Source organism: Streptomyces manipurensis, from assembly GCF_049570255.1.
In the GTDB taxonomy this organism is placed as follows: domain Bacteria; phylum Actinomycetota; class Actinomycetes; order Streptomycetales; family Streptomycetaceae; genus Streptomyces; species Streptomyces manipurensis.
This window is the reverse complement of record NZ_CP186950.1, coordinates 6,063,241-6,089,444: the sequence shown is the minus strand read 5'-3', so window position 1 is coordinate 6,089,444 and position 26,204 is coordinate 6,063,241. Positions and strand designations below refer to the sequence as shown.

Annotated in this window: 22 protein-coding genes and 1 pseudogene; 11 read left to right on the top strand and 12 right to left on the bottom strand. The window is 74.6% G+C overall.

The window, feature by feature from the left end; all coding sequences use genetic code 11:
* The first annotated feature begins 79 nt into the window (after positions 1 to 79).
* Positions 80 to 538 (top strand): MarR family transcriptional regulator, encoded by a 459-nt coding sequence (locus ACPU2J_RS27825; protein ID WP_389074900.1) that lies wholly within the window; start codon positions 80 to 82, stop codon positions 536 to 538.
* Positions 539 to 797: 259 nt separating this feature from the next.
* Positions 798 to 1,677, top strand: a pseudogene (locus ACPU2J_RS27820) (putative RNA methyltransferase).
* Positions 1,678 to 1,782: 105 nt separating this feature from the next.
* Here ACPU2J_RS27820 and ACPU2J_RS27815 read toward each other — a convergent pair.
* The 3 genes from ACPU2J_RS27815 to ACPU2J_RS27805 all read right to left on the bottom strand — a co-directional run bounded on the left by ACPU2J_RS27815 (position 1,783) and on the right by ACPU2J_RS27805 (position 4,860).
* Positions 1,783 to 2,907 carry an MBL fold metallo-hydrolase gene (locus ACPU2J_RS27815; protein ID WP_423834252.1) on the bottom strand — a complete coding sequence of 375 codons (1,125 nt, stop codon included), beginning with the start codon at positions 2,905 to 2,907 and terminating at the stop codon, positions 1,783 to 1,785.
* A gap of 35 nt (positions 2,908 to 2,942) precedes the next feature.
* On the bottom strand, positions 2,943 to 4,160 hold the full coding sequence (locus tag ACPU2J_RS27810; protein WP_423835016.1) for an aminotransferase class I/II-fold pyridoxal phosphate-dependent enzyme: 1,218 nt from the start codon (positions 4,158 to 4,160) through the stop codon (positions 2,943 to 2,945).
* A gap of 106 nt (positions 4,161 to 4,266) precedes the next feature.
* The gene (locus ACPU2J_RS27805; protein WP_423834251.1) at positions 4,267 to 4,860 is read right to left on the bottom strand and encodes a TIGR03086 family metal-binding protein; all 594 of its coding nucleotides are present in this window, start codon (positions 4,858 to 4,860) and stop codon (positions 4,267 to 4,269) included.
* 169 nt (positions 4,861 to 5,029) lie between these two features.
* Between ACPU2J_RS27805 and ACPU2J_RS27800 the strand changes: the two genes are divergently transcribed.
* On the top strand, positions 5,030 to 5,851 hold the full coding sequence (locus ACPU2J_RS27800) for a methyltransferase domain-containing protein (protein WP_423834250.1): 822 nt from the start codon (positions 5,030 to 5,032) through the stop codon (positions 5,849 to 5,851).
* A 125-nt stretch (positions 5,852 to 5,976) separates the two neighbouring features.
* Here the strand turns inward: ACPU2J_RS27800 and ACPU2J_RS27795 are convergent, their stop codons facing one another.
* The 4 genes from ACPU2J_RS27795 to ACPU2J_RS27780 form a co-directional block, all read right to left on the bottom strand.
* Complete coding sequence (locus ACPU2J_RS27795) at positions 5,977 to 7,950, bottom strand: DUF5107 domain-containing protein (protein WP_423834249.1); 1,974 nt, start codon at positions 7,948 to 7,950, stop codon at positions 5,977 to 5,979.
* Positions 7,951 to 8,014: 64 nt separating this feature from the next.
* Entirely contained in the window at positions 8,015 to 8,914 is a 900-nt protein-coding gene (locus ACPU2J_RS27790; RefSeq protein ID WP_423834248.1) for an arginase family protein, read from the bottom strand.
* Positions 8,915 to 8,918: 4 nt separating this feature from the next.
* Entirely contained in the window at positions 8,919 to 9,494 is a 576-nt protein-coding gene (locus ACPU2J_RS27785) for a GNAT family N-acetyltransferase (RefSeq protein WP_423834247.1), read from the bottom strand.
* Positions 9,495 to 9,606: 112 nt separating this feature from the next.
* Positions 9,607 to 10,695 carry a LuxR family transcriptional regulator gene (locus tag ACPU2J_RS27780; RefSeq protein ID WP_420079096.1) on the bottom strand — a complete coding sequence of 363 codons (1,089 nt, stop codon included), beginning with the start codon at positions 10,693 to 10,695 and terminating at the stop codon, positions 9,607 to 9,609.
* 147 nt (positions 10,696 to 10,842) lie between these two features.
* On the opposite strand from ACPU2J_RS27780, the gene ACPU2J_RS27775 reads away from it, so the two are divergent.
* From ACPU2J_RS27775 to ACPU2J_RS27765, 3 genes are all read left to right on the top strand, one after another.
* The gene (locus ACPU2J_RS27775; protein WP_365132371.1) at positions 10,843 to 11,028 is read left to right on the top strand and encodes a hypothetical protein; all 186 of its coding nucleotides are present in this window, start codon (positions 10,843 to 10,845) and stop codon (positions 11,026 to 11,028) included.
* A gap of 514 nt (positions 11,029 to 11,542) precedes the next feature.
* Positions 11,543 to 12,073, top strand: coding sequence for a stress protein (locus tag ACPU2J_RS27770; RefSeq protein WP_423834246.1), 531 nt, complete (start codon positions 11,543 to 11,545; stop codon positions 12,071 to 12,073).
* A gap of 141 nt (positions 12,074 to 12,214) precedes the next feature.
* Positions 12,215 to 12,757, top strand: a complete 543-nt coding sequence (locus ACPU2J_RS27765) for a stress protein (protein ID WP_365070502.1) — start codon at positions 12,215 to 12,217, stop codon at positions 12,755 to 12,757.
* Between the two features lie 104 nt (positions 12,758 to 12,861).
* Here ACPU2J_RS27765 and ACPU2J_RS27760 read toward each other — a convergent pair whose 3' ends face one another.
* From ACPU2J_RS27760 to ACPU2J_RS27745, 4 genes are all read right to left on the bottom strand, one after another.
* Complete coding sequence (locus ACPU2J_RS27760) at positions 12,862 to 14,862, bottom strand: prolyl oligopeptidase family serine peptidase (protein WP_420079098.1); 2,001 nt, start codon at positions 14,860 to 14,862, stop codon at positions 12,862 to 12,864.
* Positions 14,863 to 14,875: 13 nt separating this feature from the next.
* The gene (locus tag ACPU2J_RS27755; protein WP_423834245.1) at positions 14,876 to 16,225 is read right to left on the bottom strand and encodes a M20/M25/M40 family metallo-hydrolase; all 1,350 of its coding nucleotides are present in this window, start codon (positions 16,223 to 16,225) and stop codon (positions 14,876 to 14,878) included.
* A 1-nt stretch (position 16,226) separates the two neighbouring features.
* Positions 16,227 to 17,060 (bottom strand): M55 family metallopeptidase, encoded by an 834-nt coding sequence (locus ACPU2J_RS27750; RefSeq protein WP_361598695.1) that lies wholly within the window; start codon positions 17,058 to 17,060, stop codon positions 16,227 to 16,229.
* Positions 17,061 to 17,268: 208 nt separating this feature from the next.
* Positions 17,269 to 17,712, bottom strand: coding sequence for an SRPBCC family protein (locus ACPU2J_RS27745; RefSeq protein ID WP_423834244.1), 444 nt, complete (start codon positions 17,710 to 17,712; stop codon positions 17,269 to 17,271).
* A gap of 214 nt (positions 17,713 to 17,926) precedes the next feature.
* On the opposite strand from ACPU2J_RS27745, the gene ACPU2J_RS27740 reads away from it, so the two are divergent.
* Positions 17,927 to 18,958, top strand: a complete 1,032-nt coding sequence (locus tag ACPU2J_RS27740; protein WP_420079100.1) for an Rv2578c family radical SAM protein — start codon at positions 17,927 to 17,929, stop codon at positions 18,956 to 18,958.
* 123 nt (positions 18,959 to 19,081) lie between these two features.
* Entirely contained in the window at positions 19,082 to 20,653 is a 1,572-nt protein-coding gene (locus ACPU2J_RS27735; RefSeq protein WP_420079101.1) for an alpha/beta hydrolase, read from the top strand.
* A 50-nt stretch (positions 20,654 to 20,703) separates the two neighbouring features.
* On the opposite strand, the gene ACPU2J_RS27730 is transcribed toward ACPU2J_RS27735, so the two are convergent.
* Positions 20,704 to 21,258 carry an adenylosuccinate lyase gene (locus ACPU2J_RS27730; RefSeq protein ID WP_420079102.1) on the bottom strand — a complete coding sequence of 185 codons (555 nt, stop codon included), beginning with the start codon at positions 21,256 to 21,258 and terminating at the stop codon, positions 20,704 to 20,706.
* Positions 21,259 to 21,667: 409 nt separating this feature from the next.
* On the opposite strand from ACPU2J_RS27730, the gene ACPU2J_RS27725 reads away from it, so the two are divergent.
* The 3 genes from ACPU2J_RS27725 (at position 21,668) to ccrA (ending at position 26,174) form a co-directional block, all read left to right on the top strand.
* Positions 21,668 to 23,464 carry a 3-hydroxyacyl-CoA dehydrogenase family protein gene (locus ACPU2J_RS27725; RefSeq protein ID WP_423834243.1) on the top strand — a complete coding sequence of 599 codons (1,797 nt, stop codon included), beginning with the start codon at positions 21,668 to 21,670 and terminating at the stop codon, positions 23,462 to 23,464.
* A gap of 163 nt (positions 23,465 to 23,627) precedes the next feature.
* Positions 23,628 to 24,443 (top strand): TetR family transcriptional regulator, encoded by an 816-nt coding sequence (locus tag ACPU2J_RS27720; protein ID WP_420079104.1) that lies wholly within the window; start codon positions 23,628 to 23,630, stop codon positions 24,441 to 24,443.
* A 393-nt stretch (positions 24,444 to 24,836) separates the two neighbouring features.
* The gene (gene ccrA / locus ACPU2J_RS27715; RefSeq protein WP_150260301.1) at positions 24,837 to 26,174 is read left to right on the top strand and encodes a crotonyl-CoA carboxylase/reductase; all 1,338 of its coding nucleotides are present in this window, start codon (positions 24,837 to 24,839) and stop codon (positions 26,172 to 26,174) included.
* The last annotated feature ends 30 nt before the right edge of the window (positions 26,175 to 26,204 follow it).

Below are 26,204 nucleotides of genomic sequence, written 5' to 3'. Positions count from 1 at the left end.
TGGACATCAAGTGCGGTTGAGCTCCTAGGGTCGTGCCCGTCGAAGGAACCCGGGACCGAACGAACGGAGCGGATCCGCCATGGAGTACTCGCACAGTGACGCCGAACTGGTCCGGCAGCCCATCGGCTACTGGAGCTGGGCGGCCTACGACGCCGTCGTGACCCGGACGCGGGGCGCGCTCGCCGGGATCGGCACCACCCAGCCGCAGTGGTGGGTGCTCGCCCAGGTGGCCGGGGCGCGGGAGCCGAGGACCCGGGAGGAGGTGACCGAGGTCCTCAAGGGCTACCTCGCGGTGGGCGGCCCGGCCCTCGACGAGGAGATCGACACGACCGTGGTCCGCGGCTGGATCACCGAGGACGCCGCGGGCCGCCTCGGGATCACCCCGGACGGCCGGGAGTTCCACCGGCGGGCGGCTGCCCTGCAGAAGGAGCTGTGGGACGAGCGGCACGAGGGGATCTCGGACGAGGAGTACCTGACGACGCTCAAGGTGCTCCAGCGCTTCGTGCACAACACGGGCGGCCGGGCCTGGCACCACTAGGTCGCGGCTCCCCACTCCTGGGCACGGACCATGAAGGGCCCCGGTCGTGCTCGTTGACTGACGGCATGGCATTCATGAGCACCCCGCACTGCTGCTTCCTGTGATCGGAAGGCGCTGAGGGCGATGCCGGACGGCGTCGCCCTCCTTGGTATGCCTGCCTCATGAGACGCGTCCCCTCTGCCCGTTCCTTCCCGAGGCAGTGGGGGTTCCGAGCGCGCAGGCACGATCCCTTCCCTTCACCCCTTGCCAGGAGTGCCTCGTGCCCGTGTCGTTTCCCCCTGCCCTCGATCTGTCCCTCGACCTGCTGCGTTGCCCGACGTGCCGGACGCGCCGCCTGCACCCCGACCACGCCGCACTGCGGTGCCGGTCGGGCCATGCCTTCGACATCGCCCGCCACGGCTACGCCGGCCTGCTGACCGGCACCCGCGCCACCAGCGGGGACGACGCGGCCACGGTACGGGCCCGGGAGCGGTTCCTGTCCACCGGCTGCTACGCGCCCATCCGCGACGTCGGGGCCCGCCTGGCGGCCGGGGCCGTGTCGGAGCGGGCCACGGTGGTGGACGTGGGGTGCGGCACGGGCTGCTACCTGGCGGGCGTACTCGACCATCTGTCCGGCGCCCGCGGCCTGGGGCTGGACACCTCGGCGCGCGCACTGCGCCTGGCGGTCCGTGCCCACGACCGGGCCGCCGCGGTGGCCTGGGACGTCTTCCGTCCCTTCCCCCCTGGCCGACGGTGCGGCCGATGTGGTGCTGGACGTGTTCGCCTCGCGCAACCCGGCCGAGTTCCACCGCGTACTGCGCCCGACGGGCCGGCTGATCGTGGTCCGGCCCACCGGTCGGCACCTGGCCGAGTTGCGCGGCCACGTGCCGGGGACGGTCACGGTCGACCCGGCCGAGGAAGAGCGCCTGCACCGCGCGCTCACCCCCTACTTCGAGGCCGTCGTCACCGAAGAGGTGGAGTACTCCGCGGCCCTGTCCGGGCCGGACGTGCGGGACCTGGTGGCGATGACGCCGAGTGCCCGCCACGTGAGCCGTGCGGACCTGGGCGACGCCGGCACCCTGCCCGACCGGGTCACCGTCTCCGTACCGGCCACCGCCTACCGGATGCGCCGACCACGAGCGGACGCCTGCGCCCGCTGACAGACGTGCAGCGGGCACACCGGGCGCTGGGCCCAGGGTCGCTCCTGGTTCGCCGGTGCTCCGGGGGACGGGCCGGAGGAGCCGGCCTCGGCCCGGTGACCCGGGTCACGGGGCCGGCTCCTCCGGATGGCCCGGGGCCGGGGGCAGGGTGCGGGAGGCTCCGACGGGGAGGTCCCAGAGGTCCTCGCGCGGGAGGCCGGCGCGGGTCCAGGCGGCCAGGGTGCGGTGCAGGGGCTCCGTGACGGGCTCGGCGGACAGGACGAAGGTGGCCCAGTGCATGGGGGCCATGCGGCGGGCGCCGAGGTCGAGGCAGGCCCGGACGGCCTCCTCCGGGTCGGCGTGGACGTCGCCGAGCCACCACCGCGGGGCGTAGGCGCCGACCGGCATGAGCGCGAGGTCGATGCCGGGGTGGCGCCGGCCGATCTCGGCGAACCAGTGCCCGTAGCCGGTGTCCCCGGCGAAGTAGACCTTCCGCGGGGCGGGGCTCAGGGTGTCCGTGAGGACCCAGCCGCCCCACAGGGACCGGCAGGTGTCGAGCAGCGTCCGCTTCGACCAGTGGTGGGCGGGCACGAACTCGAAGCGCACGCCGTCCAGTTCGGCCGACTCCCACCAGTCGAGCTCGGTGACCCGGGTGAAGCCGCGGCGGCGGCACCAGCCCGCGAGGCCGGCCGGGACGAAGAGGGGGGTGTGCCGGGGCAGCCGGCGGAGGGTGGGTGCATCGAGGTGGTCGTAGTGGTTGTGGCTGATCACCACGGCGTCCACCGGCGGGAGGTCCTCCCAGCGGACGCCGACGGGCGTCATCCGGGCCGGGGTGCCGAGGATCCGCCGGGACCAGACCGGGTCGGTCAGTACGGTCAGCCCGCCCGTGCGGAGCACCCAGCTGGCGTGTCCGGCCCAGGTGGCGCAGACCGTGCCCGCGGGGGCCGGGGGCAGCGGACCGGGCGCGTAGGGCAGGTCGGGGATGCCGCGCAGCCCGGCCGGTCCGGGCCGGAAGGCTCCTTCGCGGGCGAGCCGGGCGAAGGCCCGCAGGCCCGGCAGGGGGGTGGTCAGGCGGTCGGCGAACGAGGCGGGCCAGCGGCGGTGCTCGCCGAGCGGCCGCGGCGCGGACCCGCCGACGGGCCGCTCGGCGGGGACCGGGTCCGGTGCCAGGCGGTGGGGGCGGGCAGGGGCCGGGGGGTCCGGCTCCGGAAGGGGCGAGGCGGGGGCGGGGGCGTCCGTCCGGTCCCTCATCGAGAAGTCTCCGTTTCCGTTCACCGGGGTCGCGGTCAGGCCAGTGCGGCCAGGACCGATCCGAGGAGGTCCAGGGAGCGCCGCACGTGCGGCAGCGCGAGCGGATCGCGGGCGGTGAGGGCGGCCAGCCGCTCCTGCGGGGTGGCTCCGAGCAGGGGTCCGGTCGACAGCCGTACGCGCAGCGCGCCGAGGTCGTCGGCGAACCGCTGCCCGCCGGGGGCCGGCGCGCCGAGCCGGTCCCCGAGCCAGTCCTCCAGTTCCATGGCGTCGCCGACCCCGTGCCGGGCGAGGCCGGCGCGCAACGGGGTGAGGTCGGCGTAGAGGTGCCGGCCGGCCTGCGGGGGCCTCGCCAGGGCTCCGGCGGCGAGGAGTTCGCGGTGGGCGGCGGCGGCCACCCGGCCGTGCAGGGCCGCGGCGGCGGACGCGCGGGCGGCGACGGCGTCGGGCTCGCCGAGGGCGTGGGCGGCCGCGGCGGCGACGGGTCCGGCCACGGTCGCGCCGGTGGCGGTCAGGACGTCGAGGGTTCCTTCGCGCAGCCGGGCCCCGCGCCCGGTGTCGGGGAAGCGGACCACGGCGGCCGGCCAGCCGGCGGGCAGCAGCGCTCCCGAGAGGTCGACGAGGACGGCCGCCTGCTCGGGCAGCATTTCGGCGGGGCTCAGGACCAGGGTGTCGTGGGGGCGGTGGACGGTGTCGCGCCAGGTCTCGTCGCTGACGACGAACAGGCCCGCGGTCTCGGCGGCCTCGCACGCCTCGCGGAGCAGCTCGGGCGGCGGGACGGTGGCGGTGGGGTCGTCGGCCACCGACAGCAGCAGGACGCGCGGGTCCCCGCCCTCGGCGCGCACCCTGCGCACGGTCTCCAGCAGGGCGTAGGGGTCCGGTACGCCCCCGCATTCGGCCGGGGTCGCCACGTGGTAGGCGCGCCGCCCCAGCAGCCGGACCTGCGGGGTCCACCAGGCGGGGCAGGGCCGGGGCAGCATGACGTCTCCCCCGTACGCGCCGAGCACGGCCAGCAGCAGTCCGGGGGCGCCGGGTCCGGCGGCCACCGACTCGGGGGAGGTGGCCAGCCCACGCCGGCCCCAGTGCCGGCAGGCGGCCTCGCGCAGGGGTTCGCCGCCGCCGGGGGGCTCGGGGGCGGAGTGGTCCGCCGCGGCGCCGAGGACGGAGACCAGCTCGGGCAGGACGGGCAGGCCCGGCTGGAGCGGCGGCGGGCCGTACCGGACCTGGCCGCGGCCCTCCGTCGCCGTGCGCTGCATCCCCGCCACCGCTTCCCGCCTTCCGCGTTCGCCGCACCTCCGCCGATCGTGACCTTTATACGATTATTTGCGGCACTATGCCCGTTGTCGGAGCCGACCGCCCGCCTCAGCCCTTCCGGCCCACCAGGGCGAGCAGCCTGGTCTGCTCGTCCGACCCCGGGGGCACCTCGACGGGCTCGGCGAACGCGCCACTGGCGGCGAGCGCGTCGGCGTACGGGGTGACCTCCTCCAGGGCGAAGCGCACGAGGGGTCCGGGCAGCCGGTCGTCGGCGCCGATGCCCCGGCACAGGTCCCAGGTGTGGACCACGCAGTCGGCGGTCAGCTCCGAGCAGTACGCCGACCCGAGCGCGGGCCCGTAGGAGAGCCGCACGGTCCGGTCGAGCGCGCCGGAGGCGGTGAAGGCGGTGTGCGCGGCGGCCGAGGCGCGGTCCCAGGCCGCGGCCGGGTCGCCGCCCAGCACGTCGCCGGAGAAGGCGTCGCCGATCTCCTCGACGGTGCGGCCCTCGGTGACCATCGGCGGCACCCACAGCTGCTCCCCGGTCACGTGGTTGACCAGGTCCCGCACGGTCCACTCGGTGCAGGGGGTCGGCGCGCCCCACTGATCGTCCCTGATGTCGCGCACCCGCTCGCCGAAGAGCCGCAGCGCCTCGGCGTGACGTTCCAGCAGCCTGTCCGGCATGACCTCACCCTCCCGTGCCATGGGCGACGTCCCCTGCGACCCACTCTCCTCGCACCCGCCGGGCACTGCCACCGACTCCCCCGGGGCCCTTCGCACACAAGCATCTCGTCCACATATCGAAACGGGTATCTCGCATTGCGAACTGATCATCTACGGTGGTGCCCTCACTTCGACGACGAGGGGAACGGTCATGGACGCCGCCAGGGAGACCGCCGTCTACACGCACGGCCACCACGAGTCGGTCCTGCGCTCGCACCGCTGGCGCACCGCCGAGAACTCCGCCGCCTACCTGATCGGCTCCCTGCGCCCGGGCATGCGGGTGCTGGACGTCGGCTGCGGGCCGGGCACGATCACCGCCGACCTGGCCGCCCTGGTGGCCCCGGGCGGCCGGGTCACCGCCGTGGACGCCGCCGAGGACGTCCTGGCGCAGGCCGCCGCCCACGCGGAGGAACGCGGCCTGGGCGGCGCGGTGTCCTTCGCCGTGGCGGACGTGCACGCGCTGGACTTCCCGGACGATTCCTTCGACGTGGTCCACGCCCACCAGGTGCTGCAGCACGTCGGGGACCCGGTGCGGGCCCTGCGCGAGATGCGCAGGGTCTGCCGACCGGGCGGGATCGTGGCCGCCCGGGACGCGGACTACGCGGCGATGACCTGGTACCCGGCCGTACCGGGCCTGGACGCGTGGCTGGACCTGTACCGGCGGACCGCCCGCGCCAACGGCGGCGAGCCCGACGCCGGACGCCACCTGCGGGCCTGGGCGCGGCGGGCCGGCTTCACCGAGGTCACCTCCTCGGCGACGGCCTGGTGTTTCGCCGAACCGGAGGAGACCGCCTGGTGGTCCTCGCTGTGGGCGGACCGGACGACGGCCTCCTCGTACGCCGGCGTCGCGGTCCTGGGCGGCCACGCGACGGCCGCGGACCTGGAGGCCGCGGCCGGAGCCTGGCGGGCCTGGGCCGCCGAACCGGACGCCTGGTTCGCGGTCCTGAACGCCGAGATCCTGTGCCGGGCCTGACACCGGCACCGGGGTCGGAACCGGTGCCGGGGTCGGAACCGGTTCCGACCCCGGGCGCGCCCCCGCGGAGATGACGGCGGGCCCGCTCCACCGAGCCCACGCACCGCCGCCCCGTCCCGCCGGGGTCAGGGGCTCGTCGGGCCGCCCGTACGGTCGTCGTGGCGCGCGGGCAGCGGGCGGTCCGTCAGGGCCGACCACACCTCCGCCGGGGTCTCCTCGCCCTCCCGCAGGTCCGGCAGTTCGATCCCGTCCTCGAACACCCGGCGGGCCGCCGCCACATGCCCCTCCGCGGCCAGCAGCCGGGCCCCCAGCAGCCGGAAACGGCCCTGTTCCCGCAGGGCGGGCCGGAGCCCCTCCCAGACCCCGCGGGCCTGCGCCGGCCGGTCCGCGGCGAGCAGGGCCTCCATCGCCTCCCGCCCGAGGGCCGACTCCGCGGCCTCCCACCGGTCGCCGCCGCGGCTCTCCGCGGCCAGGTCCTCGCAGGCCGCCGCGTAGCGGTCGGCGGCCCGCTCCCGGTCGCCGGCCAGCGCGTCGGCCACCGCCAGGCACCTCAGCAGCGGCCACCGCGAGGGGGCGAGGGCCAGCCCGCGCTCCCAGCTCCGCACCGCCTGGGCCACGTCCCCCGCATGCCACTGGGCGACGCCGAGGTGGAACTCGGTCAGCGCGTCCGCGGGAGCCGTCTCCAGCATGTCCCGCCAGTGCGGGGCGACCAGGCTCGGCCCCGGCGGGAGCGCCCGGCCGGGAGCGGGCAGGGCGCCGCTGCGCCACAGCTCCCGCCACGGCTCCTGCTCCTCGCCGAGGGTGTCCTCCGCGAACGGCGTTCCGGGCAGCACGTGTCCGCCGCAGAGCACTTCCAGGGCTCCCCAGCCCGAGCCGGTGGCCAGCCGCTCCCCCGGTGCGGTGTCGGCGCAGCCCCGCCACGCCTTGTACGCCTCCTCCAGCCGCTCCCGGGGCAGGGCGGCGTCGAGTGCGCCCTGCGCCGCGGCCCGGGCCTCGGCCCACCCGGGGCCGTGCACCCGCGAGGGGTCCGCCGACAGCGGCCCGTACGCCTCCAGCCAGGCGAACTCCGCGCCGCCGTCGAGCCGTACGCACTCCTGGCGGGTCCGGGTCGCCCCGGACCGGAGCTCCGCGTACCCGCCGGTGCCCGGCTCGGTCAGCCACTCCTGCCAGCGGCGGCCCGCCGCTCCGGAGCCCCACACGGACAGCCCGCGCCCGCGCAGGCGGCCGGTGGAGGTCTGCACGAGGCCGTGTCCGGCCGCGTCGAGCGAGGCGATCCAGGGCCGGGTGCCCTCGTCGATCTCGTAGAAGAAGTCGGCCGGGTCCTCGCTGCGCAGCGGGTAGGTGTGGTCCGCGTCCTCCTCTCCCGGTACGGGGACGCGGCGCGGGGCGGCCCCGCGGCCGACGTGCCAGGCCTTCTCGGCGGGGGCGAGGACGCGGGTGCCGGCGTCCTCGGGGACGGCCGCGTCGGACCACCAGTGCACGGGGGCGGTCCGCTCGTGCGGGTTGCGCACCCGGACGCCGACGTACAGGAACTCCGAGTCCTCCGGGAGCCACAGGTCGACCTGGAAGGGGAGGTCGCGCAGTGGCTCCCACTCCCACAGCCGGACGATCGTCCCTCCGTCCGGGCCCGGCACCAGCGCGGCGTGCAGGGGGGCGCAGGACAGCGTGGCACGGCCGGTGGCTCCGGGGTGCCATGTGATGCCGCCGGAGGACCAGGCGCCGTTGAGCGCGAGGTGGGCGGGCTGGAACACCGGGTTCGAGTAGAGCAGTTCCCGCCCGGTGGGCAGGTGCACGAGGGAGTGGACGCGCCCGCCCAGTCCGGGGAGCACGGTGACCCGCAGGTGGGCGTTCTCGATGACGACCGTCGGGAAGTCCCGCGCGGAGCGCTCCCTGCCGTACCCGTCGCGGATCCTGGCGGGCAGCAGCGAGCGCAGCGGCCCGCAGCCGGCGTGCCGGGCCGTGTCGCGCGGCAGGCCGGCGCGCGAGCGCTCGTCGGGCGGCTGCGGGCCGTCGGGCGCGCGGAGGGCGGGCAGCGGGTTGTCGGTCCCCAACGGGGCGGCGGGAAGGGTCAGTACGGCACGTCGGACGGTGGTGGCCATGGGGAAATGGAACACGCAGCGGCGGCCGGTGCACAGGGGTTCCGCCGAGGACCACCGGTCAGGATTACGCAAAGGCCCCCACGACCAGGTCGGCGAGGAGCGCGCCCGCACTCCCGTCCGGGTCCAGGTCGGGGTCGTAGATGGTGACGTTGAGCCCGACGCAGCGGGGCGAGCCCACCAGCGTGCCCAGCAGGGTGGCGAGCTCCTCGGGCCGCAGTCCCCCGGGATCCGGGCTGTCCACGGCCGGCATCACCTCCGGATCGAGGACGTCGGCGTCCAGGTGCACCCAGAACCCCGCGGTGACGGGCGGGTGCAGCCCGTCCAGCGCGGCCCGTGCCACCTCGGCGGCTCCCCGCCGGCGGATCTCGGCGACGGTGGCGGCGAAGATGCCGGCCTCGGCCAGCTCCGGGAGGTCGCCGTCCCCGTCGCGCAGGCCGAAGAGGCGGACGTCCTCGTCCCGCAGGTACGGCGCGAGGTCCTCCAGATCGGTGAGGGAGGCCTGGCCGCGGCCGGTGGCCAGGGCGATTTCCTCGCCGCCCGCGGCGCCGACGGGGCCGTTCGTCGCGGTGTTGCCCGGGTGGCGGAAGTCGGCGGAGCCGTCGACGGCGGCCAGTCCGTAGCGGCCGATCCGGCGCATGGCGAGGGAGGCGCCGAGCTGGATGGAGCAGTCGCCGCCGAGCACGACGGGGAACTCCCCGGCCCGCAGGTGCCGTTCGATCCGGTCCGCGAGGGCGACGGTGTACGCGGCGAGGGCGGCGGCGTGGAAGACGCCGTCGCCCTCCCGCCAGTCACCGCGGTCGTAGCGGGGCGGGACCACGACCCCGCCCTCGCGTGCCCCGAGCCTGGCCAGCAGGCCCTGCTCGCGCAGGGCGCCGGCGAGCTTGTAGACACCGGGGACGGTGCCGGGCGCGGGCGGCCGCAGTCCCAGGTTGGAGGGGGCGTCGAGCAGCACGAGGGTTCGCATGTCCTCATCCTGGGCGATGCGCGCCCCGCGGTGCGGGCATTTCTGCCGTCACGGCCCAGCGCTCGTGGTCGCGCCAGGCCCCGTCGACGTGGAGGAAGTCCGGGGAGAGCCCCTCCAGGCGGAAGCCCGCGCGGCGGACCAGGGCGATCGAGGCGGCGTTGCCGGGCTGGATGTTGGCCTCCAGCCGGTGCAGGCCCAGGCCCTCGCCGGGGGGCGCGAAGGCGTGTGCGCGGACCAGGGCGAGCGCCTCGCCCATGAGCCCGCGTCCGGTGGCGTGGGCGAAGGCCCCGTAGCCGAGCGCGCCGCAGCGGAAGGCGCCGTGCACGATGTTGTTGACGTTGACGAAGCCGGCCAGGGCTCCGGTGCCGAGCTCGCACACGAGGAACCCCGCGCGGCCCTCGGCGCCGGTGAGCCGGGCCGCGTAGGGCGCGTACTCCTCCAGGGTCGCGGGCGGGAACAGCCAGGGGCGGTGGAGGTCCCGGCTCTCGCGCACGCGTGCCGTGAACTCGGGCCCGTCGGCGGCCCGGTAGGGCCGCAGGCCCACGCGCGCGCCCTCACGGAGGTGGGTGGGGGTGGCCATCGGCCCAGGCTAGGCGGTGCGGGCAGGGCAGTAGGGACGGGCCCGGCCCCGGCCGGCGTCCCACCGGCGCGGGGCGGGTGCGCGGCGCGGGGCGGCGGTCCGGGGAGCGCTCTCAGAGTCCCGCCGCGGCATGGTGGGGACCTTCGGGCGGGGCGGCGGAGGCCCGCAGCGCGAGGAGGTATCCGGCCTGGAAGCGGCTTTCGGCGCCCAGCTCGTCCATCAGCTCGGCGATGTGCCGGCGGCAGGTCCGCAGGGACATGCCCAGCCTCCGGGCGATCAGCTCGTCCTTGGCCCCGTCGGCCAGGCGGGCGGCGATGGTGTCCTGCAACTGGCTGGCCGCGGCCGCCGTGTAGGAGGCGGAGAACGGCTCGGCGAGGCCCCAGGCGCTGGCGAAGACCGAGCAGAGGAAGGCGACGGCCGAGGGTTCGCGCAGCACGACGGCGGCCTCGGGGTCGTCCCAGACCGGCAGGAAGGCGGTGGCCCGGTCGAAGACGACCATCTTCCCGAAGAGTTCGCCGAGGGTCCGCACCTCGCCCCCGGCCGCGCTGACGGCCCGGACGTACTCCTGGGTTCCGGGGCTGTAGCGGGCGGTGTGCTGGTAGAGGGTGTGCAGGCGCACTCCGCGGCCCAGCATCTCCAGGTCCCGCGGCAGGGCCCGTTCCAGATGGCCGGGCGGGCGTCCGCCGCCCGGCTGCACGGTGAGCACCTCCTCGGTGCAGCGGGCGGCCGTGTCGGAGATCAGGAGCATCACGCGGTCGCGGGACTCGACGACCTCGACGGCGCCGGAGTCGGCGCCGCGCCGCGCGGTCTCCTCGTAGAGCGGGATCAGGGCACTCAGCCGGGCCCTGGTGCGCTCCAGGGCCTCCAGCCGCCGGCGCAGCCGGCTCTCCTCCGGGCCCACCAGCTCGGCCGCGGCGGTGTAGGGGCTGACAGCCCGCCACCGGTCCCGGGTGCCGTCGGGGTCGCGGGCCAGGAGCCGTTGGCGGACCAGCTCGTCGGCGGCCCGTTCGGTCTGCTCCCGGCTCAGGCCGAGTGCGGCGGCCAGGGCGGTGGTCGGCGCGGGGCCGTCCTCCAGCAGCCGGGTGTAGAGCCGGACCGCCGCGGGCCCGATGTCCGCTGCCCCCGCCGGATCCGGGTCCGGCGGGGGCCCTAACGGCCCCGCCACCCCTACAGAGGGCCCGATCTCACCCTTTATGTCCATGTTTTACGCCCCTCCCTTTCGTGCCACGCACGTTGCTGAGGCCAGCCGAGACTGGACCCGGAGTTCCCGGCCGGAGATTCTTGAGTCACCGGAAAGAAACACCCCCGGCAGGAAACAGCCCGGAATTCACTTTCTCAGGAGTACAGCATGAAGTTCACCCGGTTCCTTTGTGCGGCGGCGCTGGCCGCGGGTATTGCGGGCGGCCTCACCGCCGGAGCGGCATCCGTCGGCGACTCCGGCAGCGCCACCGCGCGGGCCACCGCCCCCTGCACCCCCAAGCCGGGCGACACCGAGTGGACCAACCCCGCGACCCACTGCCCTCCGTCCCTGTAGAGCCGACCGGGCCCCCCGAGGTTCCGAACCGAGCGAAAGTCGCCGGAAGTATCCGATGCCGATTCCCCCCAACAGCGCCAGGGGAGCACGTCTTCCCTGGTGGACGGCCCTCTCCCTGCTCTGCGCCGGGTGCTGCGCCGCGCTGCTGCTCCGGCGGATCGCCGCCCCTCCCCCCTCCCGGGCGGCCCGCCGCGAGCGCGGCCGGCACCCCCTACGGAACGACGCGGCGCGTCACCTCACCACGTCGTGGTGAGGTGACCGTCCGCCGCGCACCGGCAGCCGAAGACCCTTTCAGTACATCAGCAGCACGGCTCTTCGGTGGAGCCCGTCGAATGTGTTCGGCCTAAAACAGGCCCGATCTTTTCCCCGCCTTCGCCCCGACCCGGCCGTGCGCCGCAGCCGGGGCGCCTCCCGGAGAATTCACCGCCCTTCCGGGCATTCCCGCACCACCCATTCACGAGCCGCAGCCTTCCGCGCTGCACCCTGCCCGAAAAATCCTCATGAAGGAGTAGAAATGCGTATCACCCGTCAGCGTGCCGCTCTCATGGTCGTCAGCTCGGTCGCCGCCGCGGGCGTCCTCGTCCCCTCCGCCGCCGCGTTCGCCGCGGAGGCCCCCGCCCCGCAGCGCACCGCCGCCGCCGCGGCCCAGGGCGTGGCCCCGGGCGAGGCCGGCGCCCTCGCGGGGAAGGTGGACGTCGCCTCCGCCGTCCTCGACATCACCAAGAAGATCATGGACATCGTCACCGACGCCATCGAGCGCAAGCAGAACCGCTCCGGCTACGTGAAGTCCCTGATGGAGGGGGCCTTCTACGAGTCCGGCCAGCGCTACAACGTCATGGTCATCAACAACGCCAACAGCTACACGCCCAACCTGCGCGGCGTGGTCTACGACGCCAAGGTCAGCGGCATCCACGGCACCTACCGGGTCCTGGTCTTCGAGTCGGGCGAGTTCACCAACCACGGCGACGGCGGCTGGATCAACTGGGCCTTCCGCGGCTGGTTCGACCGCGACGGCGGTCACGTGACGTTCCGCCGCTCCTGGTAGTCCCCGCTGCTCCCGGCAGCTCCCGGTGGCTCCCGCCGTTCCCGGCGGTCGCCCTCCTCCGCACGCCTTCGCAGTACGGCCGGCCCTGCCCGGCCGCGCCGCCCCACCTTCCGTCCCGACCCGACCGAACAGGACCACGCCATGCGCCGCACCACCGCCCTCGCCACGATCTCCCTCACCGCCCTCGCCCTGACCGGGGCCGCCGCGCTCCCGGCCCAGGCCGCCGGCCACCCCGCCGCTCCGGCTCCCGCCGTGTCCGCCCCGGCCGCCACCCCCGACACCGCGCCGGCCGCGGCCCCCGATGCCGCTGCCGCCGCCGACAAGAGCGTCACCGTCAACGTCTCCATGGACCACCTCGGCAGCGGCAAGGCCATAGCCGACGCCCTGCGCGGTATCAAGACCGACAACCGCGGCAGCTTCGTGCAGGAGGCGGTGGACAAGGCGTTCAAGGCCGCCGGAAGCCGGCACAACGTCATGCTGTTCAATCTCAGCCAGAACTACAACGACCAGTTCCGGGGCACCAAGGTCTACGCCAACGTCCAGTGGGGCAACATCCACTACGGCCTGTGGATCTTCGAGTCCGGCGAGTTCACCAACCAGGGCGACGGCGGCTGGATCAACTGGGGCTTCGTCGGCTGGTTCGAGCGCAACGGCGGTCACGTGAAGTTCAACCGCTCCTGGTAGTACGCCACGCAGGGCCCACCGGCGGCCCCCTCCGCGCCCCTCCCGGGACGGCGGAGGGGGCCGCCGGGCTCTCCGGGCCCGCCGCCGCGGGCGGGCCGGCCCCTTCAGCGCTCCCGTTCCAGCCGCAGCCGGAGCCGGGGCACGTCGTTCCGCTCGATCCCGAAGACCTGCGCGTACAGGGACAGTTCGGCCTCCAGCGCCCGCACCATGGTGTCCGCCCGGCGGAACCCGTGACCCTCGCCCTCGAAGGCCAGGTAGGCGTGCGGCACCGGGCGGCCCCGCATGGCCGCCGTCAGCCGCTCGGCCTGGACCGGCGGGCAGACGGCGTCGTCCAGCCCCTGGAGCAGGACGAACGGAGCGGTGATCCGGTCGGCGTTGGCCGCCGGGGAGCGTTCGCGGCTGACGACCGCGAGGGTCTGCGGCGGCCCGGCCAGGCCGTCGATGTAACGGGACTCCAGGTCGTGGGTCTCCTCGGCGAAACCGACCAGGTCCAGCACCGGATAGATGATCGCCGCGCAGGCGTACAGGTCCGTCGCCGCCAGCGAGGCCGCCGCCGTCCAGCCGCCCGCGCTCCCGCCCCGCACCGCCAGCCGGGCCGGGTCGGCGGTCCCCTCGTCCGCCAGCGCCCGCGCCACCGCCGCGCAGTCCTCGACGTCGACCACGCCCCACTGCTCGCGCAGTCTCTCCCGGTAGGCGCGGCCGTAGCCGGTGGAACCGCCGTAGTTCACCTCGACCACACCGATGCCGCGCGTGGTGAAGTAGGCGATGTGCAGGTCGAGTACGGGCGGCACGTGGTCGGTGGGGCCGCCGTGCGCCCAGACCACGTACGGGGGCAGCTCGTCGGCGGCCGCCCGGCAGCCCGGGTGGTGCGGCGGATAGACGTGCGCATGGATCTGCCGGTCGTCGGGACCGAGGAAGGTCCGGCTCTGCGGCTCGGGGTAGAAGGCCGGGTCCACCGGGTCCGCGCCCTGCGCGCCGACCACCCGGGCGTGGCCGGTGGCGGTGTCCAGCTCGACCACCTCGTACGCGCTGCGCGGGCTGGCGGCGACCCCGTAGACCCGGGTCCCGGACGCGGCGAGCGTCGGCTGCCAGTCCGTCCACGGCCCGGCCGCGTCCACCAGGTCGCCGCTCTCCGGGTCCAGGATGCCGAGCACCGAGGAACCCTGGCCGTGCAGGACCGCCACGGTCCCCTCCGCGAGCGGGGCCATCCAGCGCAGCCCGGGCTTCCACAGCGCCCCGCCGAACTCCTCCTCCCGCAGGCACAGGTTGACGGCCCAGCCCGTCGCGGGGTCCACCCGGTACGGGTTCCACCAGCCGCCGCGGTCGCTGACCGCGAGGAGCGATCCGTCGGACGCCCACTCCACCTGGGCCACGGATTCCTCCGGGCCGCCGAACACGCTCCGGACCCCGGTCAGCAGCCCGTCCCCGGTGACCTCGGCAAGCATCAGGTCCGTGCCGTCCCAGGGCATCCGGGGATGGTCCCACACCAGCCAGGCCGCGTGCCGGCCGTCGGGGGACAGCCGCGGGCCGGTGGCGAACCGGTGCCTGTCGTCGGTCAGTTCGCGTACGGCGGCCCGGTCGTCCGCGGCGGAGCCGTCCAGCGGTACGGCGGCCAGCACCCGGCGCACGTCCGTCGGCGCGGGCCCGGTGAACTCCTCCAGGACGCACCAGACCTCGGCGCCGCGCAGCACCGGATCGACCCAGCGCGGCCCGCGGCCGGTCGTGGAGAGCGGGGAGAGGGGGCGCGGTCCGGGGCTTCCGGGCGCGTCCGGCTCGTAGGCGTACAGCCGCTGGTCGGCGAAGTGGACGAAGACGATCAGCGGCCCGCCGGCCGCGCGCTCGGCGCCTGTCCAGGGCAGGCCGCCGTACTCGGTGAAGCGGCTGCGCACGTTCCACGGCGGCGGCAGTTCGGCGGTCTCGGCGCCGTCCCCCGCGGGGCGGCGGCGCACCAGGGTGCGGCGGCCCCCCTCCGCGGGGCGGGGCTCGGTCCACCAGACCTCGGGGCCGACGGTGCCCACGTACTCGGGCCGTCCGTCGTGGGCGGCGGCGAGCGCGGCGTCGAGGGGTGAGGGCCAGCTCCCGTAGGGCCAGGTGGGCGCGGCCATCACCGGGCCCCGTTCACAGCGTCCGCAGCGCGCGGTCGAGGACCCGGACGCCGAAGTGGAGTGCCTCGACGGGGACCCGCTCGTCCACGCCGTGGAAGAGGGACCAGTAGTCGAAGCCGGGGGGCAGCTTGAGCGGGGAGAAGCCGTAGCCGGTGATGCCGAGGCGGGAGAACTGCTTGGCGTCGGTGCCGCCGGCCATGCAGAAGGGGACCACGCGGCCGTCGGGGTCGAACCGCTCGACGCTCTCGCGCAGGACGGCGAACGTCCGCCCGTCGACGGGGGCTTCGAGCGGGACCTCCCGGTGGTGGTACTCCCACTCGACGTCGGGGCCGGTGAGCGCGTCGAGGGTGGCGGCGAACTCCGCCTCGCCGCCCGGCAGCATCCGGCCGTCCACGTAGGCGGTGGCCTGGCCGGGGATCACGTTCAGCTTGTAACCGGCTTCGAGCATGGTGGGGTTGGCGCTGTTGCGGATGGTCGCCTCCACCAGGGCCGCGGCCGGGCCGAGCTTGCCGAGGACCGAGTCGAGGTCGAAGTCACGGGCCTCCGGGTCCACGGACAGGCCCTGGAGCGCGGCGAGTTCGGCGATGCAGGCGCTGACGGTGCCGGTGAGCCGTACCGGCCATTCGTGGGCGCCGATGCGCGCGACGGCGGCGGCGAGCCGGGTGACGGCGTTGGCCCGGTTGGGCTTCGAGCCGTGGCCGGTGGTGCCGTGCGCGGTGAGCTTGAGCCACGCGGTGCCGCGCTCCCCCGCCGCGATCGGGTAGAGCGCCCGGCCCCGGCCGGTGTGCACGGTGAAGGCGCCGGACTCGCTCAGCCCCTCCGTGCAGCCCTCGAAGAGCTCCGGATGGTGGTCGGCGAGGAAGCCGGAGCCGTCGACGGCGCTGTCCTCCTCGTCGGCGGTGTAGGCGATCACGATGTCCCGGCGGGGCCGCACGCCCGCGCGCGCCCAGGCCCGTACGACGGCGAGCACCATCGCGTCCATGTTCTTCATGTCGACGGCGCCCCGGCCCCAGACCACGCCGTCGCGGACCTCGCCGGAGAAGGGGTCCACGCTCCAGTCGGCGGCCTCGGCGGGGACGACGTCGAGGTGTCCGTGGACGAGGAGGGCGTCGGCCGTGGGGTCCGTGCCCGGGATCCGGGCGACGACGTTGGTGCGGCCCGGGGTCCGTTCCAGCAGGACCGGCTCCGTGCCCGCGTCGGCGAGCCGCTCGGCGACGTACTCGGCGGCGGGACGCTCACGGCAGTGCCCTCCGCCCCGGTTGGAGGTGTCGATCCGGATGAGGCCGGAAGTGAACTCGACGGCCTCGTCGAGGGCCACCCGGTCCACGGCGGGGGCGGGGGCGTCGCTGTCGGTTGCGCGCATGTCAGCCATACTGCTCCTCCACGGCCGCCGAGACGACCGTCGTGACCGCCTTGAAGGCACGGATCCCCTCGTACATGGTCTCGCTGGTGTACGCGACGCGGCGCTCGCCGCTGCGCTGCACCCCGGGGACCACCGTGGCGGACAGGGCGAGGTGTTCGGCGTCGAACTCCAGCTCCACCGTGTACGGACCGCCCGGGGCGGGCTCGCGGCGGCCGGCCAGAGCGGTCGCCTCCTTGGCGGCGGCCCGGATGTCGGCGGCGGTGCGGGCGGGGGTGCGGCACACGGCGGCGTAGCGCGAGACGTGGTCCTTGACCGCGACGGTCACCGCGTCCGGGGCGTAGCCGGCGGCGTCCACGCAGGTCAGGTCGTCGCCGGTGACCAGGATGACGGGCACCCCGTACTCGGCGACGACATGGGCGTTGAGCAGGCCCTCGCTGGCACGCGTGCCGTTGAGCCAGACGCCGGTGATGGAGTTGGCGAGGTAGGTGTGCGCGAGGACGCCCTCGGAGCCGGCGCCCGTGTGGTAGCCGACGAAGGCGATGCCGTCGATGTCGCCGCGCTGGACGCCTTCGACCATGGAGAGGTTCTTGTGGCGGCCCGTCAGCATCTCGGCGCGGGCGTCGAGGCGCTCCAGCAGCAGGTTGCGCATGGTCCCGTGCGCCTCGTTGATGACGACCTGCTCGGCGCCGCCGTCGTGGAAGCCGAGGACCGCGGCGTTGACGTCGGAGGTGAACATGGCGCGGCAGCGTTCCCACTGCGGCGTGCCGGGCAGCACGTCGGCGGGCCAGGTGACGCCGGTGGCGCCTTCCATGTCGGCGGAGATGAGGATCTTCATCGGGCCCCCGGGCGGTCGGTTGCGCGGTGGCGCGCGACGCGGGCGGCGCACGCTGCGCCCAGCCTACGGGCTGCCCCGCGCTCGGAGGCGGATCAGCGCGCGGGGTCCGCGCGGCGCCCCCGCGGGCCGGCCGGGCCGGGCGGGCGCGGGGGAAGTCCACCCGGACCGGTGAGGTGCCCGGGCCGCCGGGCCCGGGCATCCGCCGTGCTCAGGACTCGACTTCGGCGGCCAGGTTGGCGAGCAGGGTGTCGTAGATCCGGGCGAGGCCCTTCGGCGCGAAGGTGCGCTCGAAGAAGCCGCCGATGCCGCCGGCGCCGTTCCACACGGTGGTGACGACGGCCTTGGCCTTGCCCTCGCCGGCCGGGGTGACCACCCAGGTGGTGACCATGGAGGAGTTGCGGTCCGCCTCGACGAGCTGCCCGTCGGTCGGCTCGGTGACCTCCAGCAGGCAGTCGCGCACGCGCTTGCTGGTCGCCTGGAGCTTCCAGTGGACCAGGGTCCCCTCGCCGTCGCCGCCCTCGCGCACCTCGTACTCGCTGAAGTGCTCGGGCAGCACCTTGCCGCGGGTTCCGGTGTAGTCCGCCAGCGCGTCGAACACGGTCTCCGCGTCGGCTGCGATGATCCGCTCCGTGGTGGCCTCGACCTGCGCCATAGCTGTTCCTCCAGCAGTTGTGTCCGCTCGTCACGGCGAAGCCAACCACCTCCGGCCCGGCCGCCCAAATCCGGCGGGGAGGCACACCGCGGTCCGCCGCCCCGCCGCCGGGCGGAGCCCGCACCGCCGCCGGGGCGGCCGCCGGACTCCCGGAGCGCACGATCATGGGAACGTTTGTTCTATTCTCGGAGGGAGAGCCGTCGAAGGAGGCAGCATGCGCTGGGACAACCTGACCGACGGGCCCGCCCGGACCGGGGCCCTCTTCGGGGCCGATGCCGTCGTGACCCGCACCGTCGACACCCCCGAGTTCCGCGGGATCACCTTCCACGAGGTGCGGGCCCGTTCGATCGTCAACCGTGTGCCCGGCGCCTCGCGCATGCCGTTCGAATGGACCGTCAACCCCTACCGCGGCTGCAGCCACGCCTGCGTGTACTGCTTCGCACGCAAGACCCACGGCTACCTCGACCTCGACACCGGCCTCGGCTTCGACACCCAGATCGTCGTCAAGACCAACGCCCCGGAGCTGCTCCGCCGCGAGCTCGGCTCCCCCCGCTGGACCGGCGCCCACATCGCCATGGGCACCAACGTCGACTGCTACCAGCGGGCCGAGGGCCGCTACCGGCTGATGCCCGGCATCATCGAGGCCCTGCGGGACCGCGCCAACCCCTTCTCCGTCCTCACCAAGGGCACGCTGATCCTGCGCGACCTGCCCCTGCTGCGCGAGGCGGCCTCCGTCACCGAGGTCGGCATCTCCGTCTCCGTCGGCTTCACCGACACCTCCCTGTGGCGCACCGTGGAACCGGGCACCCCGTCCCCCGCCGCCCGGCTGGCCGCCGTACGGGCCCTCACCGACGCGGGGATCGAGTGCGGTGTCCTGATGGCCCCGGTGATCCCCTTCCTCGGGGACTCCCCCGAGCAGCTGCGGGCGACGGTGCGGGCCGTCGCCGAGTCCGGCGCGGTCTCCGTGACACCCCTGGTACTCCATCTGCGGCCCGGGGCCCGCGAGTGGTACACCGCCTGGCTCGGCCGGCACCACCCCCATCTGGTCCCGCGGTACGAGCGCATGTACGCGGGCGGCGCGTACGCGCCCACCTGGTACCAGCGCCGCATCACCCGCCAAGTCCACGAACTGGCGGCGGAATTCGGCATCGGACCGGCCCGCCGCGCCGCACCCCGGGCCGCGGCCGCCCCCGGGCCGCCGGCCGGTCCGGCGCCCGCCGCGCCCACCCAGCTCAGCCTCCTCTGACCCCCGCCCCGCCCGCACCGGGCCCTGACCGGTCATCACATCGGGCCAATCGCCGCACCAATCCCGCCTTCCAGCCACCGTTTCCGGGACGATTCCGCCCAGAACCTTCGGCTGGGAGGCCCCATGCTCCACCCCTTGAAGAAGCGCGCCGCCGTCCTGCTGGCGATCTCCACCGTCGCCGCCGCCCTCACGAGCCCGGTGACGGCCGCCCCGGCCCCCGCGCCCGCGCCGGCCGAGCGGGCCGCGGCGCTCGCCTGGACCGCCTGCGCGACGCCCCGCCACCCCACGCTGCAGTGCGCGTCCCTCAAGGTTCCCCTCGACCACGACGCCCCCGCGGGCCGGCAGATCACGCTCGCCCTGACCCGGGTCCCGCACACCGCGAAGACCTCCCAGGGGCCGCTGCTGGTCAACCCCGGCGGGCCCGGGGGCAGCGGCCGCAGCCTCGCCGGGTTCGTCGCCTCCGCCCTGCCCAAGGACGTGGCCGCCCAGTACGACGTGATCGGGTTCGACCCGCGGGGCGTCGGCAAGAGCGAACCCGCCCTCGACTGCGGCGCCGGCCACTTCACCCCCGTACGGCCCGACTCCCTGCCCCTGGACCGGGCCACGGAACGCGCCAACCTGGAGCGCGTGCGCGACTTCGCCCGGTCCTGCGCCTCCCGGCACGCGGACGTGCTGCCGCACATCGGGACGGTCTCCGCGGCCCGGGACATCGAGGTGCTGCGGGGCGCCCTGGGCGCGGAGCGGATCAGCTACTTCGGCTACTCGTACGGCACCTACCTGGGCGCGGTGTACGCCAAGCTCCACCCGGGCCGCGTGCACCGGCTCGTCCTGGACTCCGTCGTCGACCCCAGCGGCGTCTGGTACAAGGACAACCTGGCCCAGGACGTCGCCTTCGACGCCCGCCACAAGGCCTTCATGGCCTGGGTCGCCCAGCACGACTCCGTCTACGGGCTCGGCACCGACCCCGCGGTGGTCGAGCGGCGCTGGTACGAGATGAGGCAGGCGCTGCGCGCGACCCCGGCGGGCGCCAAGGTGGGCCCCTCGGAGCTGGAGGACACCTTTCTGCCGGGCGGCTACTACAACGGCTACTGGCCCCACCTCGCCGAGGCGTTCTCGGCGTACTCCGTGAAGAAGGACCCCAAGCCGCTCGTGGCCGCGTACGAGCGGTTCGGCGCGGTGGAGCCCTCCGCGGGCAACAGCTACAGCGTGTACACGGCGGTCCAGTGCCGGGACTCGGCCTGGCCGCGGGACTGGAACGTGTGGCGGGCCGACATGTGGCGCACGCACGCCAAGGCCCCGTTCATGACCTGGAACAACGCCTGGTACAACGCGCCGTGCGCCTTCTGGCCGACGCAGCCGCTCGAGGCACCCGACGTGACCAACACCCAGCTCCCGCCGGCCCTCCTGCTCCAGGCGACCGACGACGCGGCCACCCCCTTCGAGGGGGCGGTCACGATGCGGGAGAAGCTCGCGGGCTCGGCGCTGGTGGTCGAGGAGGGAGGCGGCAACCACGGCATCGCCCTCAGCGGCAACACCTGCCTGGACGAGAAGGTGGCGGCCTACCTGAGGACGGGAACGGCCGCGGACGCCTCCTGCCCCGCCGCGCCGGCCCCGCGACCCACCGCGGCGACCCGCGCCGTCCCCCCGTCGGCGGGCGGCGCGGCCCTGCACGGGCTGCTGGGCTTCCGCGGCTGAGGACACCTCCCCCGCGGGCCGGACACCGGCCCGCGGGAAGGACGGCCCCGTCAGGCGTCCAGGGAGCGCAGCGCGGCCGTCGCCGCCACGGCCAGGCGGGGGTGGGACTGGGCGCGGGTCAGCACCTCGCGGGCGTCGGGGTCGGCGAGCGCGCCGAGGCCCTCGACGCAGGCCAGCGCCACCCGCCAGTAGGGGTCGTTCGGGGACAGCAGCCGCGCCAGGGTGGCCCGCAGGGCGGGAGCGGACTCGGGCGCCCGCAGGGCCGTGAGCAGCCGGACGGGCTGGAGGGCGTAGGCCGTGCGCAGGGGGTTCGTGGCGAGGGCCGCCGCCGCGCGGGCGGTGCGCGGGTCGTCCAGGACGGCCAGGGCCTCGGCGGCGGCCGCGCAGCGGGGCGGGTCCCGGTGGTTGAGGAGGAGCACCAGCGGCTCGAAGGCGCGCCGGTCCCCGGCGAGGCCTAGTCGGTAGGCGGCCAGTTCGCGGGCCCACAGGGGATGCCCGGCCGAGGTCAGGGCGGCCGCCAGGCCGTCGGGGCCGGCGCCCAGCAGTTCCTCGTACGCGGGTGAGGACCCGGCCTCCGCCCGCAGGCGCTCCAGCACGTCGTTCACCCGGCCCACCCTAGGCGGCGCGGCCTGCCGCCGGGCCGGGTTCGCCGAGAGTTCACCGGGCGGGCTGATCGATGATCGATGATCGGTACATTTCGGCGGTACAGGTCACATCTCCGCGCTCTGGCGCACCAGTTACCGGCGAGTTACTGTCGATGCAGCAACACCCGTACAGGGCGGCCTGGTGACGCAGCCGCCCCGTGCCGGTCGGTTCGTATCTCGTTTCGCACGGCGTGACCCCGGGACAGGGCCCCGCCGTTCTCCACCCCCCGGAGCCCGCTCCGGCAGGGGTTCGCTTCCGGGCCGCACCCTCGCGCGCGCCCGTTCACCGCACGGCACCCCGTACGGCATCCGCGCGCGCTGTGCGCCGCGCGCCCCCTCAGTCGTCACCCTCTTCCACTGGAGTCCCTCGATGGACCGTCAGTCCAGTCACCCCACCCTCCAGACCGTCGCCGTCGTCGGACTCGGCACGATGGGCACCGGCATCGCCGAGGTCCTCGCCCGTGCCGGCCGCGAGGTCATCGGCATCGACGTCAGCGAGGCCGCCGCCCGCCGGGCCGCCGCCGCCCTGGGCGCGTCCACCGCGCGTTCGGTCGCCCGCGAGCTGCTCACCGAGCAGGAGCGGGCGGACGTGCTCGCCCGCTTCCGCACCTTCACCGACCTCGCCGCCGCGGCCGAGGCCGACCTGGTCATCGAGGTCGCGCCGGAGTCCTACGAGATCAAGCAGCAGGTGTTCCGCGAGCTGGACGCGATCGTGCGGCCCGACACGATCATCGCCACGGGCACCAACGCGCTGTCGGTGACCCGGCTCGCGGCCGAGTCCCAGCGCCCCGAGCGCGTCCTGGGCCTGCACTTCTTCAACCCGGCGCCGGCCATGAAGCTGGTCGAGGTCGTCTCCTGCGTGCTGACCGCGCCGCCCGCGGTGGCCGCCGTCACCGAGCTGGCCCGGGAGCTCGGCAAGGAGCCCGTGCCGGTCGGGGACCGTCCCGGCTTCGTCGCCGACGGACTGCTCTTCGGCTACCTGAACCAGGCCGCGGCGATGTACGAGGCGAAGTACGCCTCCCGCGAGGACATCGACGCGGCGATGCGGCTGGGCTGCGGCCTGCCCATGGGCCCGCTGGCGCTGCTCGACCTGATCGGCGTGGACACGGCCCGGACGGTCCTGGAGGCCATGTACGCCTCCTCCGGCGACCGGCTGCACGCCCCGGCGCCGATCCTGGGCCACCTGGCCGAGGCGGGGCTGACCGGGCAGAAGTCCGGCCGCGGCTTCTACACGTACGAGGCTGCGGGCAGCTCGGTGATCGTCCGCGACCTGCAGACCCCGCTGGACGGGTCGCTGCTGGGCGCGGGCCGTCCGGTCTCCTCGGTGGGCGTCGCGGGTTCCGGGACGATGGCGAGCGGCATCGCGCAGGTCTTCGCCCAGTCCGGGTACAACGTGGTCCTGGCCGCCCGCAGCCAGGAGAAGGCGGAGGCCGCCAAGGCCGCGATCGGCAAGTCCCTGGGCCGTGCGGTGTCCAAGGGCCGGCTGACGCAGGAGGCGGCGGACGCGACCCTGGGCCGGATCACCCCGGCCGGGTCGCTGGACGCCTTCGCCGAGGTCGACCTGGCGGTGGAGGCCGTCGCGGAGGACCTGGCGGTCAAGCAGGAGCTCTTCGCGGCGCTGGACAAGGTCTGCCGGCCGGGCGCGGTGCTGGCCACGACCACCTCCTCGCTGCCGGTGATCGCGGTGGCCCGGGCCACCTCGCGTCCGCAGGACGTGATCGGCATGCACTTCTTCAACCCGGCTCCGGCGATGAAGCTGGTCGAGGTGGTCCGGACCGTCCTGACGGCGGACGACGTGCACGCCACGGTCCGCGAGGTCTGCGCCAAGGTGCGCAAGCACCCGGTGGACTGCGGGGACCGGGCCGGATTCATCGTGAACGCGCTGCTGTTCCCGTACCTCAACAACGCGGTCAAGATGGTCGAGCAGCACTACGCGGACATCGACAGCATCGACGCGGCGATGAAGCTGGGCGGCGGCTACCCGATGGGGCCGTTCGAGCTGCTGGACGTGGTCGGCCTCGACGTCTCGCTGGCCATCGAGAAGGTCCTCCACAAGGAGTTCCGCGACCCGGGCCTGGCTCCCTCGCCGCTCCTGGAGCACCTGGTGGCGGCGGGCTGCCTGGGCCGGAAGACCGGCCGCGGATTCCGTGAGTACGCCCGCCGGTAACCGCGCGGGCCATGAGCCGGATGCGTGGGGAGGGCTGCTCGGGTCCGCCGGACCCTCACGGCGGACTGACCCTCCCGAGCCCAGTGCGGGCTCTCCCCCGCATCCCTCCCCCTCTCACCCCCCTCAGGCGCGCTCCCCTGCGCGAATGAAGTACTTTCGCTCTATGTCCCAGCCCGCCAAGACCTCGCCCCGCGCCTCCTCGGCCCCCGACGCCCCCGAGAGCGCGGCCGGCACCCGGGCCGCGGCCCAGCGGCTCAAGATGCGCCGCGAGCTCGCGGCGGCGGCCATGGAGCTGTTCGCGACCAAGGGGTACGAGGCGACGACGGTCGACGAGATCGCCGCGACGGCCGGGGTCGCGCGCCGGACGTTCTTCCGGCACTTCCGCTCCAAGGAAGAGGCGATCTTCCCCGACCACGACGACACCCTGACCCGCGCCGAGGCCGTCCTCGACGTGGCCCCGGCGCACGAGCACCCGCTCGACACGGTGTGCCGCGGGATCAAGGAAGTCATGAAGATGTACGCCGCCTCGCCGGCGGTGTCGGTGGAGCGCTACCGGCTGACCCGCGAGGTCCCGGCGCTCCGGGAGCGGGAGATCGCCTCGGTGGCCCGGTACGAGCGGCTGTTCACCCGCTACCTGCTGGCCCACTTCGACGAGACCGACCACCACGACGGCAACGACGACCCGCTGCTGGCCGAGGTGGCCGCCTCGGCGGTGGTCACGGCCCACAACCACGTGCTGCGGCGCTGGCTGCGGGCCGGCGGCCAGGGCGACGTGGAGGCGCAGCTGGACCACGCCTTCTCGATCGTGCGCAAGACCTTCGGCACCGGCATCGGCGCGGGCCGCACCCTGGGCCCGGTCGCGGCGGCCGGGCCGGCGGCGGTGCGCACCGAGGGCGAGGTGCTGGTGGCGGTGGCCCGTACCGACGCCCCGCTGGACGAGGTCATGCGGACCATCGAAGAGGCACTGCGCACGAGGTAGCGACGCGCGCGAGCGATGCTCGTCACAGCGGCCGTCCCCGACCCGGGGGCGGCCGCTTTTGTATGTCCGGCTTGCCCCTACTCGCCGGTAGCTTTGATCGATCATCGCTCATCTGCGCAGGTCAATCGGCAAATGAGAGAAAGATTTGGCACGCGGTGCCTTGCCGGGTGACACGGGGTGCCATACGTTGAAGTCGTCCGGATGTCCCCGCGGCCCACGCCCACACGGCACGGAACGCGCCCCGGACGCCTGCGTCACCAGGCACCCGCACGCCGCACCACGGGCGTCGCCCGCACCACCGCTCAGCCGGACCGACGGCACACACACCACACCTGCTCCACGCACCCGCGTACACCTCAGCGCACCCTCATCAGCGCTAGCCGGAGGCTCACCGTGAAGGACATCCTGGACGCGATTCAGTCGCAGTCCGCCACCGCCGCCGACTTCGCGGCCCTGCCGCTCCCCGAGTCCTACCGCGCGATCACCGTGCACAAGGACGAGGCGGAGATGTTCGCCGGGCTCACCACCCGCGACAAGGACCCCCGCAAGTCCCTGCACCTGGACAACGTCCCGCTGCCCGAGCTGGGCCCGGGCGAGGCCCTCGTCGCGGTCATGGCCTCGTCGGTCAACTACAACTCCGTGTGGACCTCGATCTTCGAGCCCGTCTCCACCTTCAGCTTCCTGGAGCGCTACGGGCGCCTGTCCGAGCTCACCAAGCGCCACGACCTGCCGTACCACATCATCGGCTCCGACCTCGCGGGCGTCGTCCTGCGCACCGGCCCCGGCGTCAACGCCTGGAACCCGGGTGACGAGGTCGTCGCGCACTGCCTCTCCGTCGAGCTGGAGTCCTCCGACGGCCACAACGACACGATGCTCGACCCCGAGCAGCGCATCTGGGGCTTCGAGACCAACTTCGGCGGCCTGGCCGAGATCGCGCTCGTCAAGTCCAACCAGCTGATGCCGAAGCCCGACCACCTGAGCTGGGAGGAGGCCGCCTCCCCCGGCCTGGTCAACTCCACGGCGTACCGTCAGCTGGTCTCCCAGAACGGCGCCGGCATGAAGCAGGGCGACAACGTCCTGATCTGGGGCGCCAGCGGCGGCCTCGGCTCCTACGCCACCCAGTTCGCCCTGGCCGGCGGCGCCAACCCGATCTGCGTGGTCTCCTCCCCGGAGAAGGCCGACATCTGCCGGGCCATGGGCGCCACCGCGGTCATCGACCGCAACGCCGAGGGCTACAAGTTCTGGAAGGACGAGCACACCCAGGACCCGCGCGAGTGGAAGCGCTTCGGCTCCAAGATCCGCGAGCTCACCGGCGGCGAGGACATCGACATCGTCTTCGAGCACCCGGGCCGCGAGACCTTCGGCGCCTCGGTCTACGTCACCCGCAAGGGCGGCACCATCACCACCTGCGCCTCGACCTCGGGCTACATGCACCAGTACGACAACCGCTACCTGTGGATGTCGCTGAAGCGGATCGTCGGCTCGCACTTCGCCAACTACCGCGAGGCGTGGGAGGCCAACCGCCTGATCGCCAAGGGCAAGATCCACCCCACCCTGTCGAAGGTCTACTCCCTGGAGGAGACCGGCCAGGCCGCCTACGACGTGCACCGCAACCTCCACCAGGGCAAGGTCGGCGTCCTCGCGCTCGCCCCCGAGGAGGGCCTCGGCGTCCGCAACCACGAGATGCGCGCCGAACACCTCGACGCGATCAACCGCTTCCGCAACGTCTGAGACCGTTCAAAGGCCTAAGGGACAGCCTGA

Coding starts and splice junctions, on each gene's coding strand:
- ACPU2J_RS27825 (WP_389074900.1), top strand. CDS start 80: ATGGAGTACTCGCACAGTGACGCCGAACTGGTCCGGCAGCCCATCGGC.
- ACPU2J_RS27815 (WP_423834252.1), bottom strand. CDS start 2,907: ATGAGGGACCGGACGGACGCCCCCGCCCCCGCCTCGCCCCTTCCGGAG.
- ACPU2J_RS27810 (WP_423835016.1), bottom strand. CDS start 4,160: ATGCAGCGCACGGCGACGGAGGGCCGCGGCCAGGTCCGGTACGGCCCG.
- ACPU2J_RS27805 (WP_423834251.1), bottom strand. CDS start 4,860: ATGGCACGGGAGGGTGAGGTCATGCCGGACAGGCTGCTGGAACGTCAC.
- ACPU2J_RS27800 (WP_423834250.1), top strand. CDS start 5,030: ATGGACGCCGCCAGGGAGACCGCCGTCTACACGCACGGCCACCACGAG.
- ACPU2J_RS27795 (WP_423834249.1), bottom strand. CDS start 7,950: ATGGCCACCACCGTCCGACGTGCCGTACTGACCCTTCCCGCCGCCCCG.
- ACPU2J_RS27790 (WP_423834248.1), bottom strand. CDS start 8,914: ATGCGAACCCTCGTGCTGCTCGACGCCCCCTCCAACCTGGGACTGCGG.
- ACPU2J_RS27785 (WP_423834247.1), bottom strand. CDS start 9,494: ATGGCCACCCCCACCCACCTCCGTGAGGGCGCGCGCGTGGGCCTGCGG.
- ACPU2J_RS27780 (WP_420079096.1), bottom strand. CDS start 10,695: ATGGACATAAAGGGTGAGATCGGGCCCTCTGTAGGGGTGGCGGGGCCG.
- ACPU2J_RS27775 (WP_365132371.1), top strand. CDS start 10,843: ATGAAGTTCACCCGGTTCCTTTGTGCGGCGGCGCTGGCCGCGGGTATT.
- ACPU2J_RS27770 (WP_423834246.1), top strand. CDS start 11,543: ATGCGTATCACCCGTCAGCGTGCCGCTCTCATGGTCGTCAGCTCGGTC.
- ACPU2J_RS27765 (WP_365070502.1), top strand. CDS start 12,215: ATGCGCCGCACCACCGCCCTCGCCACGATCTCCCTCACCGCCCTCGCC.
- ACPU2J_RS27760 (WP_420079098.1), bottom strand. CDS start 14,862: ATGGCCGCGCCCACCTGGCCCTACGGGAGCTGGCCCTCACCCCTCGAC.
- ACPU2J_RS27755 (WP_423834245.1), bottom strand. CDS start 16,225: ATGCGCGCAACCGACAGCGACGCCCCCGCCCCCGCCGTGGACCGGGTG.
- ACPU2J_RS27750 (WP_361598695.1), bottom strand. CDS start 17,060: ATGAAGATCCTCATCTCCGCCGACATGGAAGGCGCCACCGGCGTCACC.
- ACPU2J_RS27745 (WP_423834244.1), bottom strand. CDS start 17,712: ATGGCGCAGGTCGAGGCCACCACGGAGCGGATCATCGCAGCCGACGCG.
- ACPU2J_RS27740 (WP_420079100.1), top strand. CDS start 17,927: ATGCGCTGGGACAACCTGACCGACGGGCCCGCCCGGACCGGGGCCCTC.
- ACPU2J_RS27735 (WP_420079101.1), top strand. CDS start 19,082: ATGCTCCACCCCTTGAAGAAGCGCGCCGCCGTCCTGCTGGCGATCTCC.
- ACPU2J_RS27725 (WP_423834243.1), top strand. CDS start 21,668: ATGGACCGTCAGTCCAGTCACCCCACCCTCCAGACCGTCGCCGTCGTC.
- ACPU2J_RS27720 (WP_420079104.1), top strand. CDS start 23,628: ATGTCCCAGCCCGCCAAGACCTCGCCCCGCGCCTCCTCGGCCCCCGAC.